Raw genomic sequence first — 16,341 nt, forward strand, 5'->3', positions numbered from 1 at the left:
GGCTACCCGGTCTGCCGGGCCCCGGCGGCCGACAGGGTCTCGAACTCGTCGTCCGACAGCGTGATCTGGGCCGCGGCGACGTTCTCCTCCAGGTGCGCCACCTTCGACGTCCCCGGAATCGGCAGCATCACCGGTGACCGCTTCAGCAACCACGCCAGCGCCAGCTGTGACGGCGTCGCGTCGTGCTCGGCGGCGATGCGCTGCAGCGGTCCGTCAGGGGCGGCCAGCGGTCCGGCGGCCAGCGGGAACCAGGGGATGAAACCGATGCCCTGTTCGGTCACCGCGTCCAGCAGCGGCTCGGCGTCACGGGCCGACAGGTTGTACATGTTCTGCACCGACACGATCTCGGTGATCTTTTGCGCCGCGCCGAGCTGGTCGACGTTGATCTCGGACAGGCCGATGTGGCGGATCTTGCCCTCGTTCTTCAGGGTCAGCAGCTCGCCGACCTGGTCCTCGAGCGGGAAGTTCTTGTCGATGCGGTGCAGCTGGAACAGGTCGATGGTGTCCACGCCCAGCCGGCGCAGGCTCAGCTCGCATTCCTGCCGCAGATAACTGGGGTTGCCCAACGGGATCCAGATGTCCGGCCCGGTGCGCAGCAGGCCCGCCTTGGTCGCGATCACCAGGCCGTCGTAGGGATGCAGCGCCTCGTGGATGATCTCCTCGGAGAAGTACGGGCCGTAGGAGTCGGCGGTGTCGATGAAATTCACCCCGAGCTCGACGGCGCGGCGCAGCACCCGGACGCATTCGTCGCGGTCGTCGGGCGGGCCCCACACGCCCTTCGCGGTAAGGCGCATCGCCCCGAAGCCGAGTCGGTTGATGGTCAGATCTCCGCCGAGGGTGAACGTTCCCGACGCCCCGGCAACGGTTTTCGAGTTTTGTGCGGTCACATCTTCAGACCGTACTCGCAAAACACCGCCGCGCACCGTGGCGTGGCAAGCTGAACGCGTGGACCTACGAGCGCTCGAGGAACTTCCGCTGACCTATCGGGAAGTGGGTGCGACGGCGGCCGGTGACCTGCCCGCGGGATACGACCATCAACACGCCGAGCGCCAAATCGGCACGGGCCGGCAGCGTTTCGAGCAGGCCGCCGACGCCGTGCTGCGCTGGGGCATGCAGCGTGGCTCGGGGCTGCGCGTGCAGGCCAGCTCGGAGATCGCCGTCGTCGACGCGGTGGTGGTGGTGCGGATGGGTTTTCTGCCGGCGCCCTGCCGCGTCGTGTACGTCGTCGACGAACCCGACATTCGCGGCTTCGGTTACGGCACCCTGCCGGGCCACCCGGAATCCGGCGAGGAACGTTTCGTGGTGCGCTACGACCCGATCACCTCCGCGGTCCACGCGGAGGTGTCGGCGTTCTCCCGTCCGGCGACCTGGTGGAGCAAGGCCGGCGGCCCGGTGGTGCGGGTAGCGCAGCGGCTCATCGCCAAGCGTTACCTCAGGGCCGTCTGACGCGCGGCTACCGGGCCGCGATGCCGCGCCCGATGCTGCCGCTGTGCACGCCCTGCGCCAACCGGGCCAGCGCGATGGCGCCCACGAACAACCCGAAGTCGCGCAGCGCGACGTCGTAGAACCCGGGCCCGGTGACCAGGTCGATGATGATCCCGGCGAGCCAGGCCGCGACGACCCAGGCGCCCAGCCGTGGGGCCACCGCCACCACCACCCCGGCCACGATCTCGATGATCCCGACGAGGTACATGCACTGATCGGCCGTTCCGGGCACCAGGTCGTCGATCCAGCCGGCCAGATACATGCTCCAGTGATGCGGGTGGGTCAGCAGGTTGAAGAACTTGTCCAACCCGAACACGATCGGCGCGATCGTGAACACGGTGCGAAGCGCGAGGTAGGCCGAATAGGCCGGGTCCCGTAGCTGCTCGGCGAGGGTGGGCGTCGCGCTGACTTGATTGGTGCTCATCGGGTGCCTCCATTTCTAACGGATAATAAATCGAACGGTAGAACGTGTAGACTGTAGCGTCAAGCATTTTGTCTGTTAGAAATGGCGCGGGAATGGACGACCGGAAGCACCTGCAGCGCGACGCCGCCGGCATCGGGGCGCTCGCCGATCCGGTGCGCCACCGCCTGTATCAGTTCGTGTGCGACCAGCCCGCGCCCGTGACCCGCGACCAGGCGGCCGACGCCGTCGGGATCCCCCACCACCAGGCCAAGTTCCACCTGGACCGGCTCACCGCCGAGGGCCTGCTGGAAACCGGTTTCGCGCGCGTGACCGGGCGCTCGGGCCCCGGCGCCGGGCGTACCGCCAAGCTGTATCGCCGGGCGGGCCGCGACATCGCGGTCAGCCTTCCGCAGCGGGAGTACGAGCTGGCGGGCCGCTTGATGGCTACGGCGATCGCCCGGTCGGCGGGCACCGGCGAACCGGTCACCAGCGTCCTGAACCGGGTGGCCCACGACTACGGTCGCGCCATCGGGGCGCGGGCCGGCGCGCGAGCGCCCGCCGACGCCGCGGGTGCGCTTCGGCGCGCGGTGGAGCTGCTGAGCCGGCACGGCTACGAGCCCCGCTACGGCGACGGCGAGGTCGAGCTCGCCAACTGCCCGTTCCACGCCCTGGCGCAGGAGCAGACGGAGCTGGCCTGCACCATGAACCACGCGCTGATCAGCGGCGTGGCCGATGCGCTGGCGCCACACGGCCCGAACGCCCGGCTCTGCCCGGGGCCCGACCGGTGCTGCGTCGTGCTGGCGCCCGGCCGCGCGTAGGCCGCGAGCGAGCCCTATGCCCGCTCTGATGTCCCCCAGCCGGACAGCAACCGTGCCGCGCCCGTGCACATCTCGTCGATGACCTCGCGCACCGACGCGTCGTCGCGGATCATCCCGACGCCCTGACCGGCGTCGACGGGCGCGATCCGGCAGTCCCCGGCGGCGATCGCTGTGGCCAGCTCCTCGCAGGCGGCCGGGTCCAGCGCCTCTTCGTGACCGGTCCAGTGCTCGACGAACTCGTTGGCCAGCACCCGCGACGGGAATCGCGCCGGCCAGGGCAGCCCCTTGGCGACGTCGAAGACCCGGGTGACCGCGGTGTCGGTTTCGGTGGCGGCCACCAGGGCCCGGCGGCCGGCGTCGCCGGTCAGCGCCTCCGGACAGGCCGACAGGCGGGTCCCCACCCACGCGCCGCTGGCGCCGGCGGCCAGCACGGCGGCCAGGCTGCGCGCCGAGGCGACACCGCCCGCGGCCAGCACCGGCACCGTGACCGCGTCCAGGACGGCGTCCAGCAGCGGCAGCAGCCCCAGCTTGACCTCGCCGTGCCCGCCGCCCTCCGACCCGCGGGCGACCAGGATGTCGACGCCGGCGTCGACGGCCCTGCGCGCCCCGTCGCTGTCGTAAACCTGTGTGACGGTGGGGATTCCGGCGTCATGCGCCTTGGCGACCCAGGACCAGTCGGTTCCGAAGCTGACCGACAACAGGGCGGGCCGTGCGGCCAGCGCATCCTCGAGCAGCCCGGCCTCGTTGCGCATCACCCAATCGACCAGGCCGATGCCGAACTGGCCGTCGACGCCCCGCAGCTGCTCGGCCAGCAGCTCCCGGGTCGCGACGCTGCCCATGCCGACCATGCCCAGACCACCGGCCGCCGTGACCGCGGCGGCCAGGCGGCCGCCGGCGACCCCGCCCATCGGAGCGTTGACGATGGGCGCCCGCAGACCGAAACTCGTTGCCCAGGGCGTCGAGAGCATCGGCGGCTAGTGCGCCGAGGGGATGGTCTTCAGCACGGTCAGCAGGACCACCGAATCCTCGATCGCGTGCAGGGCATGGCGTTCGGGCGGGATCGCAAGGTATTCGCCGGCCTTACCCTCCCAGGCGTCGCCGCCGGTGGTCAGGCGCACGCGGCCGCGCAGCACCTGCAGGGTGGCCTCGCCGGGGCTGTCGTGTTCGGAGAGGTCGTGGTCGGCCAGCAGGGCCAGCACGGTCTGCCGAAGCTCGTGGCTGTGTCCGCCGTGGATCGTGTGCGCGGCCCGTCCGCTGTGGGACTGTTTGGCCTCGGCGAGCTTTTCGGACGCGAGGTCGGTCAACGAAACGGAATCCATTGTGAGTCCTTCGTAGTTGCAAGGCCTTTCACCGACGGCCTTGAGGGTGGGCAGTTAACCGCTCAGTAGGAGTATCCCCGCCGCGATCAGGCCGGCCACCTTGACCGCCTCGAGGGCGACGTAGCCGTAGTGGGCCCGGGAGCGCGGCCCGTCCGATCCGGACAGCACCCGGTCGGTACGGCGGGTCAGCGCGGGCCGCACGGCGACCAGCTGCACGGCCAACGCGGCGACGGCGACGCCGACCGCCGCGATGACGCCCGCCGGGGTGGGGCCCGCGATCACGATCGCCCCGATGACGAGCGCGAAGGCCACCTCGACGGTGTTGAGGGCGCGGAAGACCAGCCGGCCGATGCCGAGCCCGATCTGCAACGTCACGTTGGGCGCCCGGAACTTCAGCGGGGCTTCCAAAAACGAGATGGCCAGCACCATGCCGAGCCAGACGAAGGTGAGCGCGACGGCGATCGCGGTTCCGGTCGTCATTTGGCCGCCCCCTGCAGCGTCAGGTGAGCCAGACACAGGTCCGGCTCCACGAACGAGTCGAGCCGGTCCACCGAGACCGGTGCGCCCCAGGTTTCCACCGCTCCCTGCATGAGGCCGAGGTGCACCGGACACACGACGCTCGACCGGTTTTCGGCCAGCTCCAGGAATGGGCAGTGCCGCAGTCCGACTTGTTGCTCCCCGTCGACCACCCGGCGCTCGGGCGCGAAGCCGAGTTCGTCGAGCACCTCGATCAAACGGGCGATGACCTCCTCGGCGTTGGCGGGGGCGTCGGGCCGCGGATGCAGCTCGGCGTCCACCTTCCGCCCCCACGCCCGTCCCGCGGCCAGCGCCTTGGGCCCCGGGTCGCGCTCGGTGGCGAAGGCCATGGTCAAGATCTCGGCGAGCAGCCGGTAATGCCGCGTCCCGCCGCGATCCATCTGCCGGACCGCCCGGAACATCAGCGGTGGGCGGCCCGGGCCTTTGCGGTCCAGCTCGACGTGTTCCACCTGCCCGTCGGTGACCAGGCTGTCGAGGTGGAAGCGGACGGTGTTGGGGTGGACGCCCAGCTCGTCGGCGATCCCGGCGATGCTCATCGGTTCCGGGGAAGCCCGCAGCAACCGCATCACCGCGCGGCGCCGACCGGCCGATTCGCCCGCGACCGAACCCTGAACCTCCGGGAGTTTCTCCAACTGCCGGGCCTTCTGGGCTTTCTGCGTCTTCTGGGTTCTCTGGGTCTTCACCGGGTCCCTCACGCTGCTCGTCCTTCAAGCCCCGTCCGAATGGGCGGCACTGGGCTGACCCGCCACCAGCGGTGTGTCGACGCCGAGCGGGCCGACCTTGGCCGCCCCGCCCGGGGACCCCAGGGGTTCGTCGCGGCCCGGCAGCGTCTCGGCGAAGAATGCTGCATTGTCGGCCAGGTGCGGCTGGAGATCCTCGGGCAGGTCATCTTCGTAGTAAATCGCCTCCACCGGACAAACCGGCTCGCACGCGCCGCAGTCGACACACTCGTCTGGATGAATGTAGAGCGCGCGGCCGCCCTCGTAAATGCAATCCACGGGACACTCGTCGACGCAGGCGCGATCCATCACATCGACGCATGGCTTCCCGATCGCGTAAGTCATGGGCTACAGTTTACACAACATGTCTTGTAAAAATTGGGTTCGAGGCCTAAGAACGGTGAAGGCCGACGGTAGGCTCATCGACACCCCGCCCCCGGTGCGCCATGGGTACCACGAGTTGGCCCTGGCCTCACCGCAAGGCGCTGCGCGACAGGAGATCTGATGCCAGGACAACGAGCAGGTTCCGAACTTCCGCTGCCGGCATCGCGCCGTGACGACAGCGCGGTCGCCGGCCATTGGCTGTTGGCCCGGCTCGGCAAGCGAGTGTTGCGCCCCGGCGGGGTCGAGCTGACCCGCACCCTGCTGTCGCGCGCGGAGCTGGGCGGCGCCGATGTGGTCGAGCTGGCGCCGGGCCTGGGCCGCACCGCCACCGAGATCGTGGCCCGCGGTCCGCGGTCCTACGTCGGCGCCGAGGGCGACCCGGACGCGGCCAACATGGTCCGCGGCGTGCTTTCCGATCTCGGTGCGCAGAATGCCGCCGTGCGGGTGGCGGACGCGGCGGAGACCGGGTTGCCGGACGCCAGCAGCGATGTCGTCGTCGGAGAGGCGATGCTGACCATGCAGGGCGACGCGGCCAAACAGGCCATCGTCGCCGAGGCGGCCCGCGTGCTGCGGCCGGGGGGCCGCTACGCGATCCACGAACTCGCCCTCATCCCGGACACAGTGTCGGAGGAGGTCAGCACCGAGATCCGGCAGGGGCTCGCGCGTTCGATCAAGGTGAACGCGCGGCCGCTGACGATCGCGGAGTGGTCGAAACTGCTCGCCGAGCACGGACTGGTGGTCGACAACGTCGCCACCGCACCGATGGCCCTGCTACAGCCCCGCCGGCTGGTCTCCGACGAGGGCCTGTTCGGGGCCCTGCGGTTCGCCAGGAACGTGCTCCTGCACCGCGATGCCCGCAAACGGGTCCTGGCGATGCGCCGCACGTTCCGCAAGCACCGCAAGCAACTGGCCGCCGTCGCGATCGTCGCCCACAAGCCGGCGGCATCGGCCACCGGCTGACCGGCCCCGGAAGGCTTTCGGGACGGCCTGCGCCGTTCGGCCTTGCGCCGCTTCCGATATCGGGTCCCGAGTTTGGGCCCGTTCCGCAATCTCCGCGTGACGGTTTAGTGACGCCCCCTGACGTAACTTGGCTGCGGCAGTTGTGGGGAGAACGAAGGAGCTTGCCGAGCATGGGTGCTAGCCCACCGTCGCTGACGGATTCCGACCTCGACGCGTTGGCGTCGGATTTCCTGCAGTCGCATTACCTCGGTGCCATCTACGCCGATTGGTCACCCGATCGGCGGCTCGACATGTTCCTGAGGCGGCGCGGCCTCGCCAGGGTGGCCAACGACGGCGACCTGTCCCACAACGTCTTGCAACGCATCATGTCCCGGGCGGGCCGTGCCTCATTGGCGCGGCATTGATCGGCCTGCTCTTCTGCTGCAGAACCAGGTAGGCGACCGCGATGAACAAAAACCGCGAAAAAGTTCGAGTTTTGACGGCCGAAATGACAACCCACGCATTGGTACGGACGTACTATTGCGCTCTAACGCTGGACGTGCCGCCGGGGATGGATGAGTCGTTGAGGCTAGCGGGGAGGGGACGATGAATTCACCGAAATGGATGGTTCATTGGCCGCAGCGCAGGCCGACGGCCACGATCTACCAGTTGACCGACCGACTCCACCGCGGGCACGTCGCCCGGGTGCCCGCCCATCAGATCACGGCGACGGTGTCGGCGTGGCTGGCGGACCTGGGAGCCGACAGCCCGCTGGTCGACGAACTCGAGCGCGCCGTGTGCGGCGGCGACTGGGCGGCGGCGCACGCCCTGAGTGAGTGCTTGTCCATCGAGATCGCGGTGGCCGACTGAGAATCGCGACTCAGCGCTGAGCGAGTGCCCGCGCGGCACGGCCTAGGCTGTCGTCGATCAGCCGGTCGGCGGCGCCGAAGTAGGTCGGTGACGGGTCTTTACCCACCAGCTCGGCGATCGCTTGCTGCTCACCCAAAACATCTGCGGCATCGAGGTTTTCGGCCATGCGCTGCGTGTGCACGGTCAGGCCGGTCAGCAACTCCGCGGTTTGGGATCCCGCGACCACGGTGCGCCGGCCCAGCGTGCGCAGGGTGTCCCATTCGGCGTGCCACGCCCCGTCGGGCCGTTCGTCGTCGGCCAGCGCCGCGGCGGTGTGCAAGGTGGCGGCCAACGGCGGCGCCGACAGCGCGGCGCGGCGAATCAGGATGGACAACACGGGGTTACGCTTGTGCGGCATGGACGACGAGCCGCCCCGGTTGTCGGCCGTCGGCTCGCTGAGTTCGGCGATCTCGGGGCGGGCCAGTGTGACGATGTCGGAGGCGATGCGGCCCCAGCAGTCGGTGCAGCCGACGAACGCGTCGGCGGCGCCGGTGATCGGCGCGCGGGCCGTGTGCCAGGGCGCCCGCGGCGCCAGGCCCAATGCGGTTGCCGTGTCGGCGGCGACGCCGGCCGCCACCCCGGCCGGGTCGGAGCCGCCGGTGAGCAGCGCCGCCAACTCCGTGGTGGCGGCCAATGTGCCCGCGGCGCCGCCGATTTGGACGGGCGTGGTCAGCGCGGCCATCCGGTCGAAGGCGTCGACGACCCCGTTCAGCCAAGCGGCGGCCTTGGCGCCGAAGGTGGTGGGTGCGGCGTGCTGGGTAAGGGTGCGGGCCACCATCGGCGTGGCCCGGTGCCGCGTGACGAGTTCGGACAGCGCCGAGATCTGCTCTCTCAGCTGCGTGATCAGGTCGTCGGCGACCGCGCGCGTGGCCAGCATCAGGCCGGTGTCCAGGACGTCCTGGCTGGTGAGTCCGCGGTGGATCCACGGCGCGACGGCCGGCTCCGCGCGCTCGCGCAGCAGGTTCACCAACGGGATCACCGGGTTGCCGCCGTCTTCGGCGGAGGCCGCGAGCGCCTCGCAGTCGTCGTGCGTCACCAGATTCCGCAGCTCCACACCGACACACTCGGCGGCTGTCAGGCCGGCGCCCGCCAGCGCGCTCAGCCACGCGGATTCCACCGCGACCATCGAACCCAGCAGCGCCCCGTCGGTCATGTGCTCGCCGGCTCGATGGTCTCCGGGCCACAGCAGATTCGTCATCGCGCGTCCGCCCGGTACGCCAGGAACACGGTCTCGGCCAGCCCCTGCAGGTGGATGTCGAAACGGTATGCGGCGCCGTCATTTTCGGCCACGCAGAGCAACGTTTCCAGACGCTCGGCGGGGACGGCGGCCAACAGCGGATCGGCGTCCGGGTCGGCTCCGGGCAGGTAGGCGCGGGTGAACAACCGGTTCAACAGCCCCCGCGCGAACACGGTGAGCGCGAAGAACGGCGGGCGCCCGTCGATCACCGAACCCGGGGTCAGGGTGGTGAACGCGTAGCGTCCGGCGTCGTCGGTCGCGCAGCGCCCCCAGCCGGTGAACGACGGGTCTCGATGGCGCCGACCCGCTGCGCCCGGCGCAAGCGCCGCGCTTGCGATCGACGCGTGGGATCGGCGCAGCGAACCGGCCTGCCGCGCAATGCGCCCCGCGGTATCGGGCTGCCAGAGTTCGACCAGGGCATCGGGGACCGCGGCGTCGCCGCCGTCGTACACCGTGCCGTGCAGCCGGATGGCCTGCGGGTGGCCGTCGTCGACCAGCTCGCTGTCACCGGGGTACGGCAATCCCAGGTCGAGGAAGGGTCCGACCGTTTGCCCTGGGGTGCAGGCTGTTTCAGTCATGCGCGCCCTCGGTGGGTGTCGGCGCGCCGCCGGTCAGGACGATGTCCCACCGGTACCCGGTCGCGTACTCGGGCTGGGTCAGGTCGTGGTCGTAGCGGGCGATCAGCCGTTGCCGCGCGGCGGGATCGAGGATCGACTGGAAGATCGGATCCAGCTCGAACAGGGGGTCGCCCGGGAAGTACATCTGGGTGACCAGGCGCTGGGTGAAAGCCGTTCCGAAAACGGAGAAATGGATGTGCGCCGGGCGCCAGGCGTTGCGATGGTTGCGCCACGGGTAGGGGCCGGGCTTGACGGTCAGGAACCGATAGGAGCCGTCCGGCCCGGTCAGGCAGCGGCCGGCGCCGGTGAAGTTGGGGTCGAGCGGGGCCGGGTGCTGGTCGCGCTGGTGGCGGTAGCGCCCGGCGGCATTGGCTTGCCAGATCTCGACCAGCTGACCGGCCACCGGCCGGCCGCCTTCGTCGACGACGCGTCCGGTCACCGCGACGCGCTCCCCGATCGGCTCGCCCGGATGCCCGGCCGTCAGGTCGGCGTCGAGCGGGTCGACGTCCTGGTGGCCGAAGCACGGCGCCCAGAGCTCGATCCCCTCGGGATCGACCGCGACCAGGGGATGCTTGGGATGGCGCAGCGTCGTGCTGCTGTACGGCGGATAGTCCAGGAGCGGCTGATCGTGCGCCGGGCCTGCCCCGGCGCCGCCCGGGTATTGCGCTGCGATGCGGGCGATCTCCGCCGTGATGTCAGCCTGAGAAGCGACACACCCGGCGTCCATGAGCCGTGACGCTACTCTCGATGCTCCCCTACAGGGCGCGGATCAACGCCGCGCGCCCCTTGGTCCGCAGGCGGTGCACGGCCGAGCCGCGGTATTGCTCGATCGTGGCGGCCATCTTGTTGCCCAACTCCTCGAGCTCCGCGTCGGTGATCTTCACCTGCGGAGGGGCCGGGATCATGTCGCGTTCCTCTTCGTCCGCGTGCGCCTCCAGCACGGTCTTGAACGAATTCCACTCGTCCTCATACCCCGGCGCACTCTGCGGCGTCTTGAGCAACACGGAAAGCTGGTCGACGACCTGGCGGTGTTCGGCGTGGGCGACCGCGATCAGCTTGGTGGCCGCGCGCAGCGCCGGGTAGTACAGGTCGTCCTCGATCCGGAAGTGGATGTCGAGCTCGATCAGCATGTCGTCGAAAAGGGCATGGCGCTCTTCGGAATTCAGCGGTGCCTCGCTGACCTTGCGGCCGAGGCCCTTGAGCACGATGTGGTGTTCTTTGAGAACGTCGTAGGCGTTCAATTGGCTCCTCCTTTAGCGATTCCGACCGCGCCGCCGGGAGCGGGCTGCTGCTCACCGCGGACTTCGACCACTCCGTCGACCAACCGGGCCTCGTAGCACGGCAGCGGCGCTGCCGCCGGACCGCGCACCACTTCGCCGGATTCGGCGGCGAACCACGAGCCGTGCCAGGGGCACACCAACCGGCCGCGGTCCATCCAGCCGTCGGCCATCGGGGCGGCCAGGTGGGGGCAGAATTCTCCGTACGCCGCGACTTCACCGGGCGTGGTCTGACAGACCACCAGGCCCACACCGTCGACCTCGACGCGCACCGGTTTGCCGTTGAGCGAGCTCGCGGGCAGCACCGGCGTCCACGTGGAGGTGCGCAGCCGCGGACCGGACTGGTCGATGCCGATGCCGGAGTCGAAGACCAGCGCCCCACCGAGGTAGCTGCCGGCGACGGTGATGCCGTAGCCCAGCGCGGTGAGCACGATGCCTCGCCCGTGGCGTCCCTTGCGACGGTCCCACCACGACTGCATGTACAGCGCGGTGGCGGCGACGTTCAGCAGGCCGTGCACCGCGCCGACGCGGCGGTCCTCCTCGTGGGTGTGCTGCCAGTCGGTGACGCCGGTGACGGCCGAGCCCAGGCTCGCCAGGATGCCGACCCCGAGGGCGCGGGAGGCGAATCGTGAGGCGTCGACGACCTCGGATGCGGGCTGGCCCGGCAGCACGCTGAGGACGTCCAGCGCCACCGTCGTGCCGAGCGCGCCGCTGGTCAGCGACGCCAACGGCGGGTGCACCGGGTGCCCGAGCCAGACCCCGTTGAGCGCGTTGGTAACGGTGTTGCGGGCGCCGCCGAGCCCGTTGTAGGCGAAGCTGAGCAGGTGTTCGAACCGATAGCTCGGCCGATCCATCCACTCCTGGCGCCCGATAGCGGCCAGAACCTTGGATCCGACCTGCTGCAATCGACCCCCGCGTGGCCGACCCACCATCGCACCCTGCCTTTCCTCAAATCAGTGGAAATAAGCGGTTAATAACCGCAAAACCGAACGATTACCGGCAGTTTACTCCGCGCTCACATACGCCGAACCGCCGCCGTGACCCACGGTAGCCGGGGGCTTCCGGCTTGTAATTGCGCGCCGCCTGTGAATCGGCCCCAAGGATTCTGCGGACAACCTGGCGACGCGGGCGCCCGGCGGTTGACCGGCGCCGAAGACTGCGGGATTCTTCTGAGCGGAGAGTATTTCTGTAGATCAGAGGGAGTCATGGCGCACCGGGACGGCGGATTACTCGAAGTCTTCGAGAACGTGCGCCGCGGGATGATCCCCGCACACATCTACAACGACAAGGAACTGTTCGCGCTGGAGAAAGAACGGCTGTTCGGCCGGGCGTGGACCTTCGTGGGGCATGAGTCCGAAATCCCGCACGACGGCGACTACGTGGTGCGCCGGGTGCTCGACGACTCGTTCATCATCACCCGGGATTCCGCCGGCGAGGTGCGGGCCCTGTTCAATATGTGCCTGCATCGCGGGATGCAGGTCTGTCGCGCGGAGATGGGAAACGCCTCCAACTTCCGCTGCCCCTACCACGGCTGGACCTACCGCAACGACGGACGGCTCACCGGGCTGCCGTTCCACCGGGAGGCCTACGGCGGCGACGAGGGGTTCGCCAAGGACCAAACCCTGTTGCCCGCACCGAATTTCGCGAGCTACAACGGCCTGCTGTTCATCAGCCTTGATCCGAATGCCGAACCGCTGGAAGACTTCCTGGGCGACTTCAAGTTCTACCTGGACTACTACACCAAGCAGAGCGCCGGCGGCGTCGAGGTGCGGGGGCCGCAGCGCTGGCGGATCAAGGCGAACTGGAAGATCGGCGCGGAGAACTTCGCCGGCGACATGTACCACACCCCACACACCCACGCGTCGATCGTCGAGATCGGCCTGTTCCGCGAGCCGAAAGCCCAGAAGCGCAAGGACGGCGCCACCTACTGGGCGCACCGCGGCGGGGGCACCACCTACAAACTGCCCCCCGGTGGCTTCGAGGAGCGGATGCGCTACGTCGGCTACCCCGCCGAGATGATCGGCCGCATCAAGGGCGTGTGGACCCCGCAACAGCAGCGGGTCGTCGGCGAGGACGGGTTCATGATCTCCGCGGCGACCTGCTTTCCGAACCTGAGTTTCGTGCACAACTGGCCCAAGGTGCGCGATCGCGATGACGAGGTGCTGCCGTTCATCTCGATCCGGTTGTGGCAACCCATCAGCGAGAACGAGACCGAAGTGTGTTCGTGGTTCGCCGTGGACTCCGCCGCTCCCCCGCAGTACAAACAGGATTCGTACAAGGCGTATCTGATGTGCTTCGGGTCGACGGGCATGTTCGAACAGGACGATGTGGAGAACTGGGTGTCGCTGACCACCACCGCGGGCGGTTCGATGGCGCGGCGGCTGCTGCTGAACAGCCGCATGGGCCTGCTCGCCGACGACCGCCCCGTCGTCGAGCCGTTGGCGCCCAACGCTTTTCACGGCCCCGGACGCGCCCAGGTCGGCTACAACGAGCACAACCAGCGGGCGCTTTTGACCATGTGGGCCGACTACCTGCAGGGGGCCGGCGCGTGAGAAAGCCCCTGCCCTTCAGCGACACTCGACACCTCGAGGCGCACCAGTTCCTGGTGGACGAGGCCTACCTGCTCGACGCCCAACGGTATGAGGCGTGGCTGGACACGCTGACCGACGACGTCCGCTACACCATGCCGGTGCGGGTCACCGCCGCGCGCGGCGCGGGATTCGACGCGTCGCCCTTTCCCGAGCCCGGAATGGCCCATTTCGATGAGGACAAGTACTCCCTGACCCAGCGGGTCGCGCGGATGGGCACCGAGCACGTGTGGGCCGAGGACCCGCCGTCGCGGCTGCGGCACTTCATCACCAACGTGCGCACCTTCGAGTGCGACGATTCCGAGGACGTGGTCGTCGAATCGGCCGAGCTGCTGTTCCGCAGCCGCGGCGACGTCAACGAGGCCGCCCTGCTGTCCTGCGGGCGCGAGGACCTCCTGCGCCGGTGTGGCGATCGCTTCAAGCTGGCGCGGCGCACCATCCTCGCCGACGAGTCGGTGCTACGGATGCAGAACCTGGCGGTGTTCCTATGAGCGACGAACCCATCACGATCGCCAACGAATTCACCGAGGTCGTGGTGCGCCGGATCGACACCCGCAACGGGTCACGCCTGCTGATCAGCGCCCCCAGGTCCGGGGAGTCGATCACGCTGGACGCGCTCGAGGTCGAGGCCTTGACCTGGCAGAACCCCCGTACTCTGGCCGCCATGGTCGGCAATTCCCACGCGCCGCTGCTGCCCGACGATCCCGAGGAGCGCGATGACGGGCTGGCTTGAGGGCAAGCGCGCACTGGTCGTCGGCGCGGGTTCGGGAATCGGGCGCGCCATCCTCGACGCGTTTCGCAGCGAGGGCGCGAAAGTCGCCGCGCTGGAACGCGTTCCGGAGAAGTGCGCCGCGCTGCGCGCGCAGCTGCCCGACGTACCGGTGACCGAGGGCGACGCGACCGCCTACGACGCCAACGAACGGGCCGTCACCGCCGCGGTGGACGCCTTCGGCGGGCTGGACACGCTGGTCAACTGCGTCGGAATCTTCGACTTCTACAGGGGCATCGGCGACATCGACCCGCCCGACCTGCCCGGCGCGTTCGACGAGATGTTTCGCACCAACGTGCTCAGCCACATGCAGTCGGTCAAGGCGGCGATCCCGGCGCTGCGGCACGCGAAAGGGGCCTCGATCGTGCTGACCGAGTCCGCCTCGTCGTTCTACCCGGGGCGCGGCGGCGCACTCTACGTCGCCTCGAAATTCGCGGTGCGCGGCCTGGTTTCGGCGCTGGCCCACGAGTTGGCGCCCGGGATCCGGGTCAACGGGGTGGCGCCCGGCGGCACGCTGAACACCGATCTGCGCGGCCTCGCCAGCCTGGGGCTGGGCGACACCCGGCTCGACGACAGACCCGGCCGGGCCCGCGAGGTGGCGGACCGCACTCCCCTGCACGTCGCGCTCACCGGCGAAGACCACGCGTTCAGTTATGTGTTCCTGGCGTCCGACCGCTCCCGCGGGATCACCGGCGAGACCGTGCGTCCCGACGGCGGATTCGGCCTCGGCGCAACGAAACCCGACCCGAAAGGGACCGAACCATGACCGACCGGCTGGAGCGGCAGCGGACCCTGGTCGCGCAGGGATGCCGCGTCGCGGCCGCCCGCGGCCTGGTCGACGGCATCCTCGGCCACCTGAGCCAGCGGGTCGACGACGAGCGCCTGCTGGTGCGCTGCCGCAGCGACGCCGACGACGGGGTGGCGTTCACCCGGCCCAGCGACATCCGGCTGGTCCGATTCGACGGCAGCGCCGGCGCCCCAGGCGAACTCGACGGGTACCGGGTGCCCAACGAACTGCCCATCCACGTCGAGACCATGCTCGCCGACCCGCGCCACACGGCCGTCGCGCACCTGCACCCGCCGGCGGTGGTCGCCGCCGATTTGGCCGGCATCACGATCCGGCCCATCTACGGCGCCTACGACATTCCCGGCGCCTGGCTGGCGCGCGGCGGTGTCCCCGTCTACGAACGCGCCGTGCTGATCCGGGATTCGCGGCTGGGCAAGGAGATGGTGGCGGCCATGCGCGGTGCGCCCGTGGTGATCTGCCGCGGACACGGAATCACCAGCGCCGCGGCCACGGTGCCGCAGGCGGTGCTGCAGGCGATCAGCCTCGACGCGCTGGCCCGCATGGCGTTGCGAGTGCGCGCCGCGGGCGGCGCGCTGCGCGACATCGACGACGCGGACTGGGAGGACCTGCCGGATCTGGGGCCCGCGCTCACCGCCGAGGCGGCCTGGCGCCACGAAGTGGCGCGGCTCCCGTCGGGGCCCGCGTCGTCGCCGGCCTAGCTAGCCGAGCAGATCGCCAATCTCCTTGGCGGCGTTGACAAGTGCGGCGGCCACCGCGGGATACCGGGAGGGGTCCAGCCCGTGTTGCGGCGCGGCGGCGTTAAGCGCGAGCCGCAGGCCGGGCGCCCGGGCCGGGATGGGCACGGCGACCGAGGCGACGCCCTCCTCGCTCTCCTCCCGGTTCGTGGCGTAGCCGCGTTCGCGGATGTCCGACAGCTCGGCTTCCAGCTCGGCGCGGCTGGCGATCGAATGCGCGGTGATGCGCTCGAGCCGCTCGCGCGGCAGCAGCGCACGCAATTCCGGTGGCGACAACTGGGCCAGCATCACCTTGCCCGTCGAGGTGCAGTGCGCGGGCATCGTGCGGCCCAGCCGGGACGCCACCCGCACCGCGGCCGGCCCCTCGACGGCGGCCACGAAGCGGACGCTGGCGCCGTCCAGCATTCCGACGTGCACGGTCTCGCGCAGCTGTTCGCTGAGGCCGCGAAGGACGGGTGCGGCCGACCGCGCGATGTCGACGCGGCCGAAGATCGCGAACGCCACCCCGGTCAATGACGGGCCGGGCAGGTACGCCTTGGACACCGGGTCCTGCCGGACGAACCCGCGGTAGGCCAGCATCGCCAGCAACCGGTGCGCGGTCGACGACGCCACACCCAGATAGCGGGTCGCCTCGCTCAACCGGATCTGGGGTTGTTCGCCCAGCAGCAACAGCAGTCGCAGCGCATTGTCGACCGACTCGATCGGATACTGCGGCGCAAGCGAATCGGCGGGCGCCGCCGCGGCGACATCCCGTGCGGCGCGCTCGCGCTTGGGTGGCATGGCTCAACGGTAACCAGT

The 16,341-nt window shown here is 69.9% G+C and carries 23 protein-coding genes; 10 read left to right on the forward strand and 13 right to left on the reverse strand.

Going from position 1 to position 16,341, the window contains the following annotated elements:
- Positions 1-2 precede the first annotated feature (2 nt).
- Positions 3-887: an aldo/keto reductase gene (locus OCQ_RS16735; protein WP_014382863.1), complete on the reverse strand. Its 885-nt coding sequence runs from the start codon at positions 885-887 to the stop codon at positions 3-5.
- Between the two features lie 58 nt (positions 888-945).
- Here OCQ_RS16735 and OCQ_RS16740 point away from each other — a divergent pair, with 58 nt between their 5' ends.
- The gene (locus tag OCQ_RS16740) at positions 946-1,446 is read left to right on the forward strand and encodes a DUF1990 family protein (protein ID WP_009953636.1); all 501 of its coding nucleotides are present in this window, start codon (positions 946-948) and stop codon (positions 1,444-1,446) included.
- A gap of 7 nt (positions 1,447-1,453) precedes the next feature.
- Here the strand turns inward: OCQ_RS16740 and OCQ_RS16745 are convergent, their stop codons facing one another.
- Positions 1,454-1,909 (reverse strand): Rv2617c family stress response/phage resistance protein, encoded by a 456-nt coding sequence (locus tag OCQ_RS16745; RefSeq protein ID WP_009953638.1) that lies wholly within the window; start codon positions 1,907-1,909, stop codon positions 1,454-1,456.
- A gap of 92 nt (positions 1,910-2,001) precedes the next feature.
- Between OCQ_RS16745 and OCQ_RS16750 the strand changes: the two genes are divergently transcribed.
- Complete coding sequence (locus OCQ_RS16750; RefSeq protein WP_014385320.1) at positions 2,002-2,706, forward strand: helix-turn-helix transcriptional regulator; 705 nt, start codon at positions 2,002-2,004, stop codon at positions 2,704-2,706.
- 14 nt (positions 2,707-2,720) lie between these two features.
- On the opposite strand, the gene OCQ_RS16755 is transcribed toward OCQ_RS16750, so the two are convergent.
- The 5 genes from OCQ_RS16755 to fdxA are packed head-to-tail and all read right to left on the reverse strand — an operon-like array spanning position 2,721 to position 5,626.
- On the reverse strand, positions 2,721-3,674 hold the full coding sequence (locus tag OCQ_RS16755; protein ID WP_014382865.1) for an NAD(P)H-dependent flavin oxidoreductase: 954 nt from the start codon (positions 3,672-3,674) through the stop codon (positions 2,721-2,723).
- 6 nt (positions 3,675-3,680) lie between these two features.
- Complete coding sequence (locus OCQ_RS16760) at positions 3,681-4,025, reverse strand: cupin domain-containing protein (protein WP_009952612.1); 345 nt, start codon at positions 4,023-4,025, stop codon at positions 3,681-3,683.
- A 54-nt stretch (positions 4,026-4,079) separates the two neighbouring features.
- A complete protein-coding gene (locus OCQ_RS16765) occupies positions 4,080-4,505 on the reverse strand; it encodes a hypothetical protein (RefSeq protein WP_014382866.1) in 426 nt (141 codons plus the stop codon).
- Positions 4,502-5,245: a helix-turn-helix transcriptional regulator gene (locus tag OCQ_RS16770; protein WP_014385321.1), complete on the reverse strand. Its 744-nt coding sequence runs from the start codon at positions 5,243-5,245 to the stop codon at positions 4,502-4,504. The genes OCQ_RS16765 and OCQ_RS16770 overlap by 4 nt, the downstream gene beginning before the upstream one ends.
- Before the next feature lie 24 nt (positions 5,246-5,269).
- Positions 5,270-5,626 carry a ferredoxin gene (gene fdxA / locus OCQ_RS16775; protein ID WP_008258347.1) on the reverse strand — a complete coding sequence of 119 codons (357 nt, stop codon included), beginning with the start codon at positions 5,624-5,626 and terminating at the stop codon, positions 5,270-5,272.
- A 159-nt stretch (positions 5,627-5,785) separates the two neighbouring features.
- Between fdxA and OCQ_RS16780 the strand changes: the two genes are divergently transcribed.
- The 3 genes from OCQ_RS16780 to OCQ_RS16790 all read left to right on the forward strand — a co-directional run bounded on the left by OCQ_RS16780 (position 5,786) and on the right by OCQ_RS16790 (position 7,474).
- Complete coding sequence (locus tag OCQ_RS16780; protein ID WP_014385322.1) at positions 5,786-6,625, forward strand: class I SAM-dependent methyltransferase; 840 nt, start codon at positions 5,786-5,788, stop codon at positions 6,623-6,625.
- A 191-nt stretch (positions 6,626-6,816) separates the two neighbouring features.
- A complete protein-coding gene (locus tag OCQ_RS16785; protein WP_026071309.1) occupies positions 6,817-7,029 on the forward strand; it encodes a hypothetical protein in 213 nt (70 codons plus the stop codon).
- 181 nt (positions 7,030-7,210) lie between these two features.
- A complete protein-coding gene (locus OCQ_RS16790; RefSeq protein ID WP_009952620.1) occupies positions 7,211-7,474 on the forward strand; it encodes a hypothetical protein in 264 nt (87 codons plus the stop codon).
- A 10-nt stretch (positions 7,475-7,484) separates the two neighbouring features.
- Here the strand turns inward: OCQ_RS16790 and OCQ_RS16795 are convergent, their stop codons facing one another.
- Genes OCQ_RS16795 through OCQ_RS16815 form a run of 5 tightly spaced genes read right to left on the reverse strand, consistent with a single transcriptional unit; the run spans position 7,485 to position 11,576 of the window.
- Positions 7,485-8,711, reverse strand: a complete 1,227-nt coding sequence (locus OCQ_RS16795) for a lyase family protein (RefSeq protein ID WP_014385323.1) — start codon at positions 8,709-8,711, stop codon at positions 7,485-7,487.
- The gene (gene pcaG / locus OCQ_RS16800; RefSeq protein WP_051019744.1) at positions 8,708-9,328 is read right to left on the reverse strand and encodes a protocatechuate 3,4-dioxygenase subunit alpha; all 621 of its coding nucleotides are present in this window, start codon (positions 9,326-9,328) and stop codon (positions 8,708-8,710) included. The genes OCQ_RS16795 and pcaG overlap by 4 nt, the downstream gene beginning before the upstream one ends.
- Positions 9,321-10,094, reverse strand: a complete 774-nt coding sequence (gene pcaH / locus OCQ_RS16805; RefSeq protein WP_014385325.1) for a protocatechuate 3,4-dioxygenase subunit beta — start codon at positions 10,092-10,094, stop codon at positions 9,321-9,323. Before pcaH ends, pcaG begins: the two co-directional genes overlap by 8 nt.
- 28 nt (positions 10,095-10,122) lie before the next feature.
- The gene (locus OCQ_RS16810) at positions 10,123-10,608 is read right to left on the reverse strand and encodes a hemerythrin domain-containing protein (protein WP_008258355.1); all 486 of its coding nucleotides are present in this window, start codon (positions 10,606-10,608) and stop codon (positions 10,123-10,125) included.
- Entirely contained in the window at positions 10,605-11,576 is a 972-nt protein-coding gene (locus OCQ_RS16815; protein WP_041785101.1) for a Rieske 2Fe-2S domain-containing protein, read from the reverse strand. The genes OCQ_RS16810 and OCQ_RS16815 overlap by 4 nt, the downstream gene beginning before the upstream one ends.
- A gap of 273 nt (positions 11,577-11,849) precedes the next feature.
- Here OCQ_RS16815 and OCQ_RS16820 point away from each other — a divergent pair, with 273 nt between their 5' ends.
- The 5 genes from OCQ_RS16820 to OCQ_RS16840 are packed head-to-tail and all read left to right on the forward strand — an operon-like array spanning position 11,850 to position 15,507.
- Complete coding sequence (locus OCQ_RS16820; RefSeq protein ID WP_014385327.1) at positions 11,850-13,196, forward strand: aromatic-ring-hydroxylating dioxygenase subunit alpha; 1,347 nt, start codon at positions 11,850-11,852, stop codon at positions 13,194-13,196.
- Entirely contained in the window at positions 13,193-13,723 is a 531-nt protein-coding gene (locus tag OCQ_RS16825) for a 3-phenylpropionate/cinnamic acid dioxygenase subunit beta (RefSeq protein ID WP_009952632.1), read from the forward strand. Before OCQ_RS16820 ends, OCQ_RS16825 begins: the two co-directional genes overlap by 4 nt.
- Complete coding sequence (locus OCQ_RS16830) at positions 13,720-13,965, forward strand: hypothetical protein (RefSeq protein ID WP_008258372.1); 246 nt, start codon at positions 13,720-13,722, stop codon at positions 13,963-13,965. Before OCQ_RS16825 ends, OCQ_RS16830 begins: the two co-directional genes overlap by 4 nt.
- The gene (hcaB, locus tag OCQ_RS16835) at positions 13,949-14,767 is read left to right on the forward strand and encodes a 3-(cis-5,6-dihydroxycyclohexa-1,3-dien-1-yl)propanoate dehydrogenase (protein WP_014385328.1); all 819 of its coding nucleotides are present in this window, start codon (positions 13,949-13,951) and stop codon (positions 14,765-14,767) included. The genes OCQ_RS16830 and hcaB overlap by 17 nt, the downstream gene beginning before the upstream one ends.
- A complete protein-coding gene (locus tag OCQ_RS16840) occupies positions 14,764-15,507 on the forward strand; it encodes a class II aldolase/adducin family protein (protein WP_014385329.1) in 744 nt (247 codons plus the stop codon). The genes hcaB and OCQ_RS16840 overlap by 4 nt, the downstream gene beginning before the upstream one ends.
- On the opposite strand, the gene OCQ_RS16845 is transcribed toward OCQ_RS16840, so the two are convergent.
- Complete coding sequence (locus OCQ_RS16845; protein WP_014385330.1) at positions 15,508-16,323, reverse strand: IclR family transcriptional regulator; 816 nt, start codon at positions 16,321-16,323, stop codon at positions 15,508-15,510. It abuts the gene before it with no gap.
- Positions 16,324-16,341: the final 18 nt, after the last annotated feature.

It is taken from the genome of Mycobacterium paraintracellulare, from assembly GCF_000276825.1.
In the GTDB taxonomy this organism is placed as follows: Bacteria; Actinomycetota; Actinomycetes; order Mycobacteriales; family Mycobacteriaceae; genus Mycobacterium; species Mycobacterium intracellulare.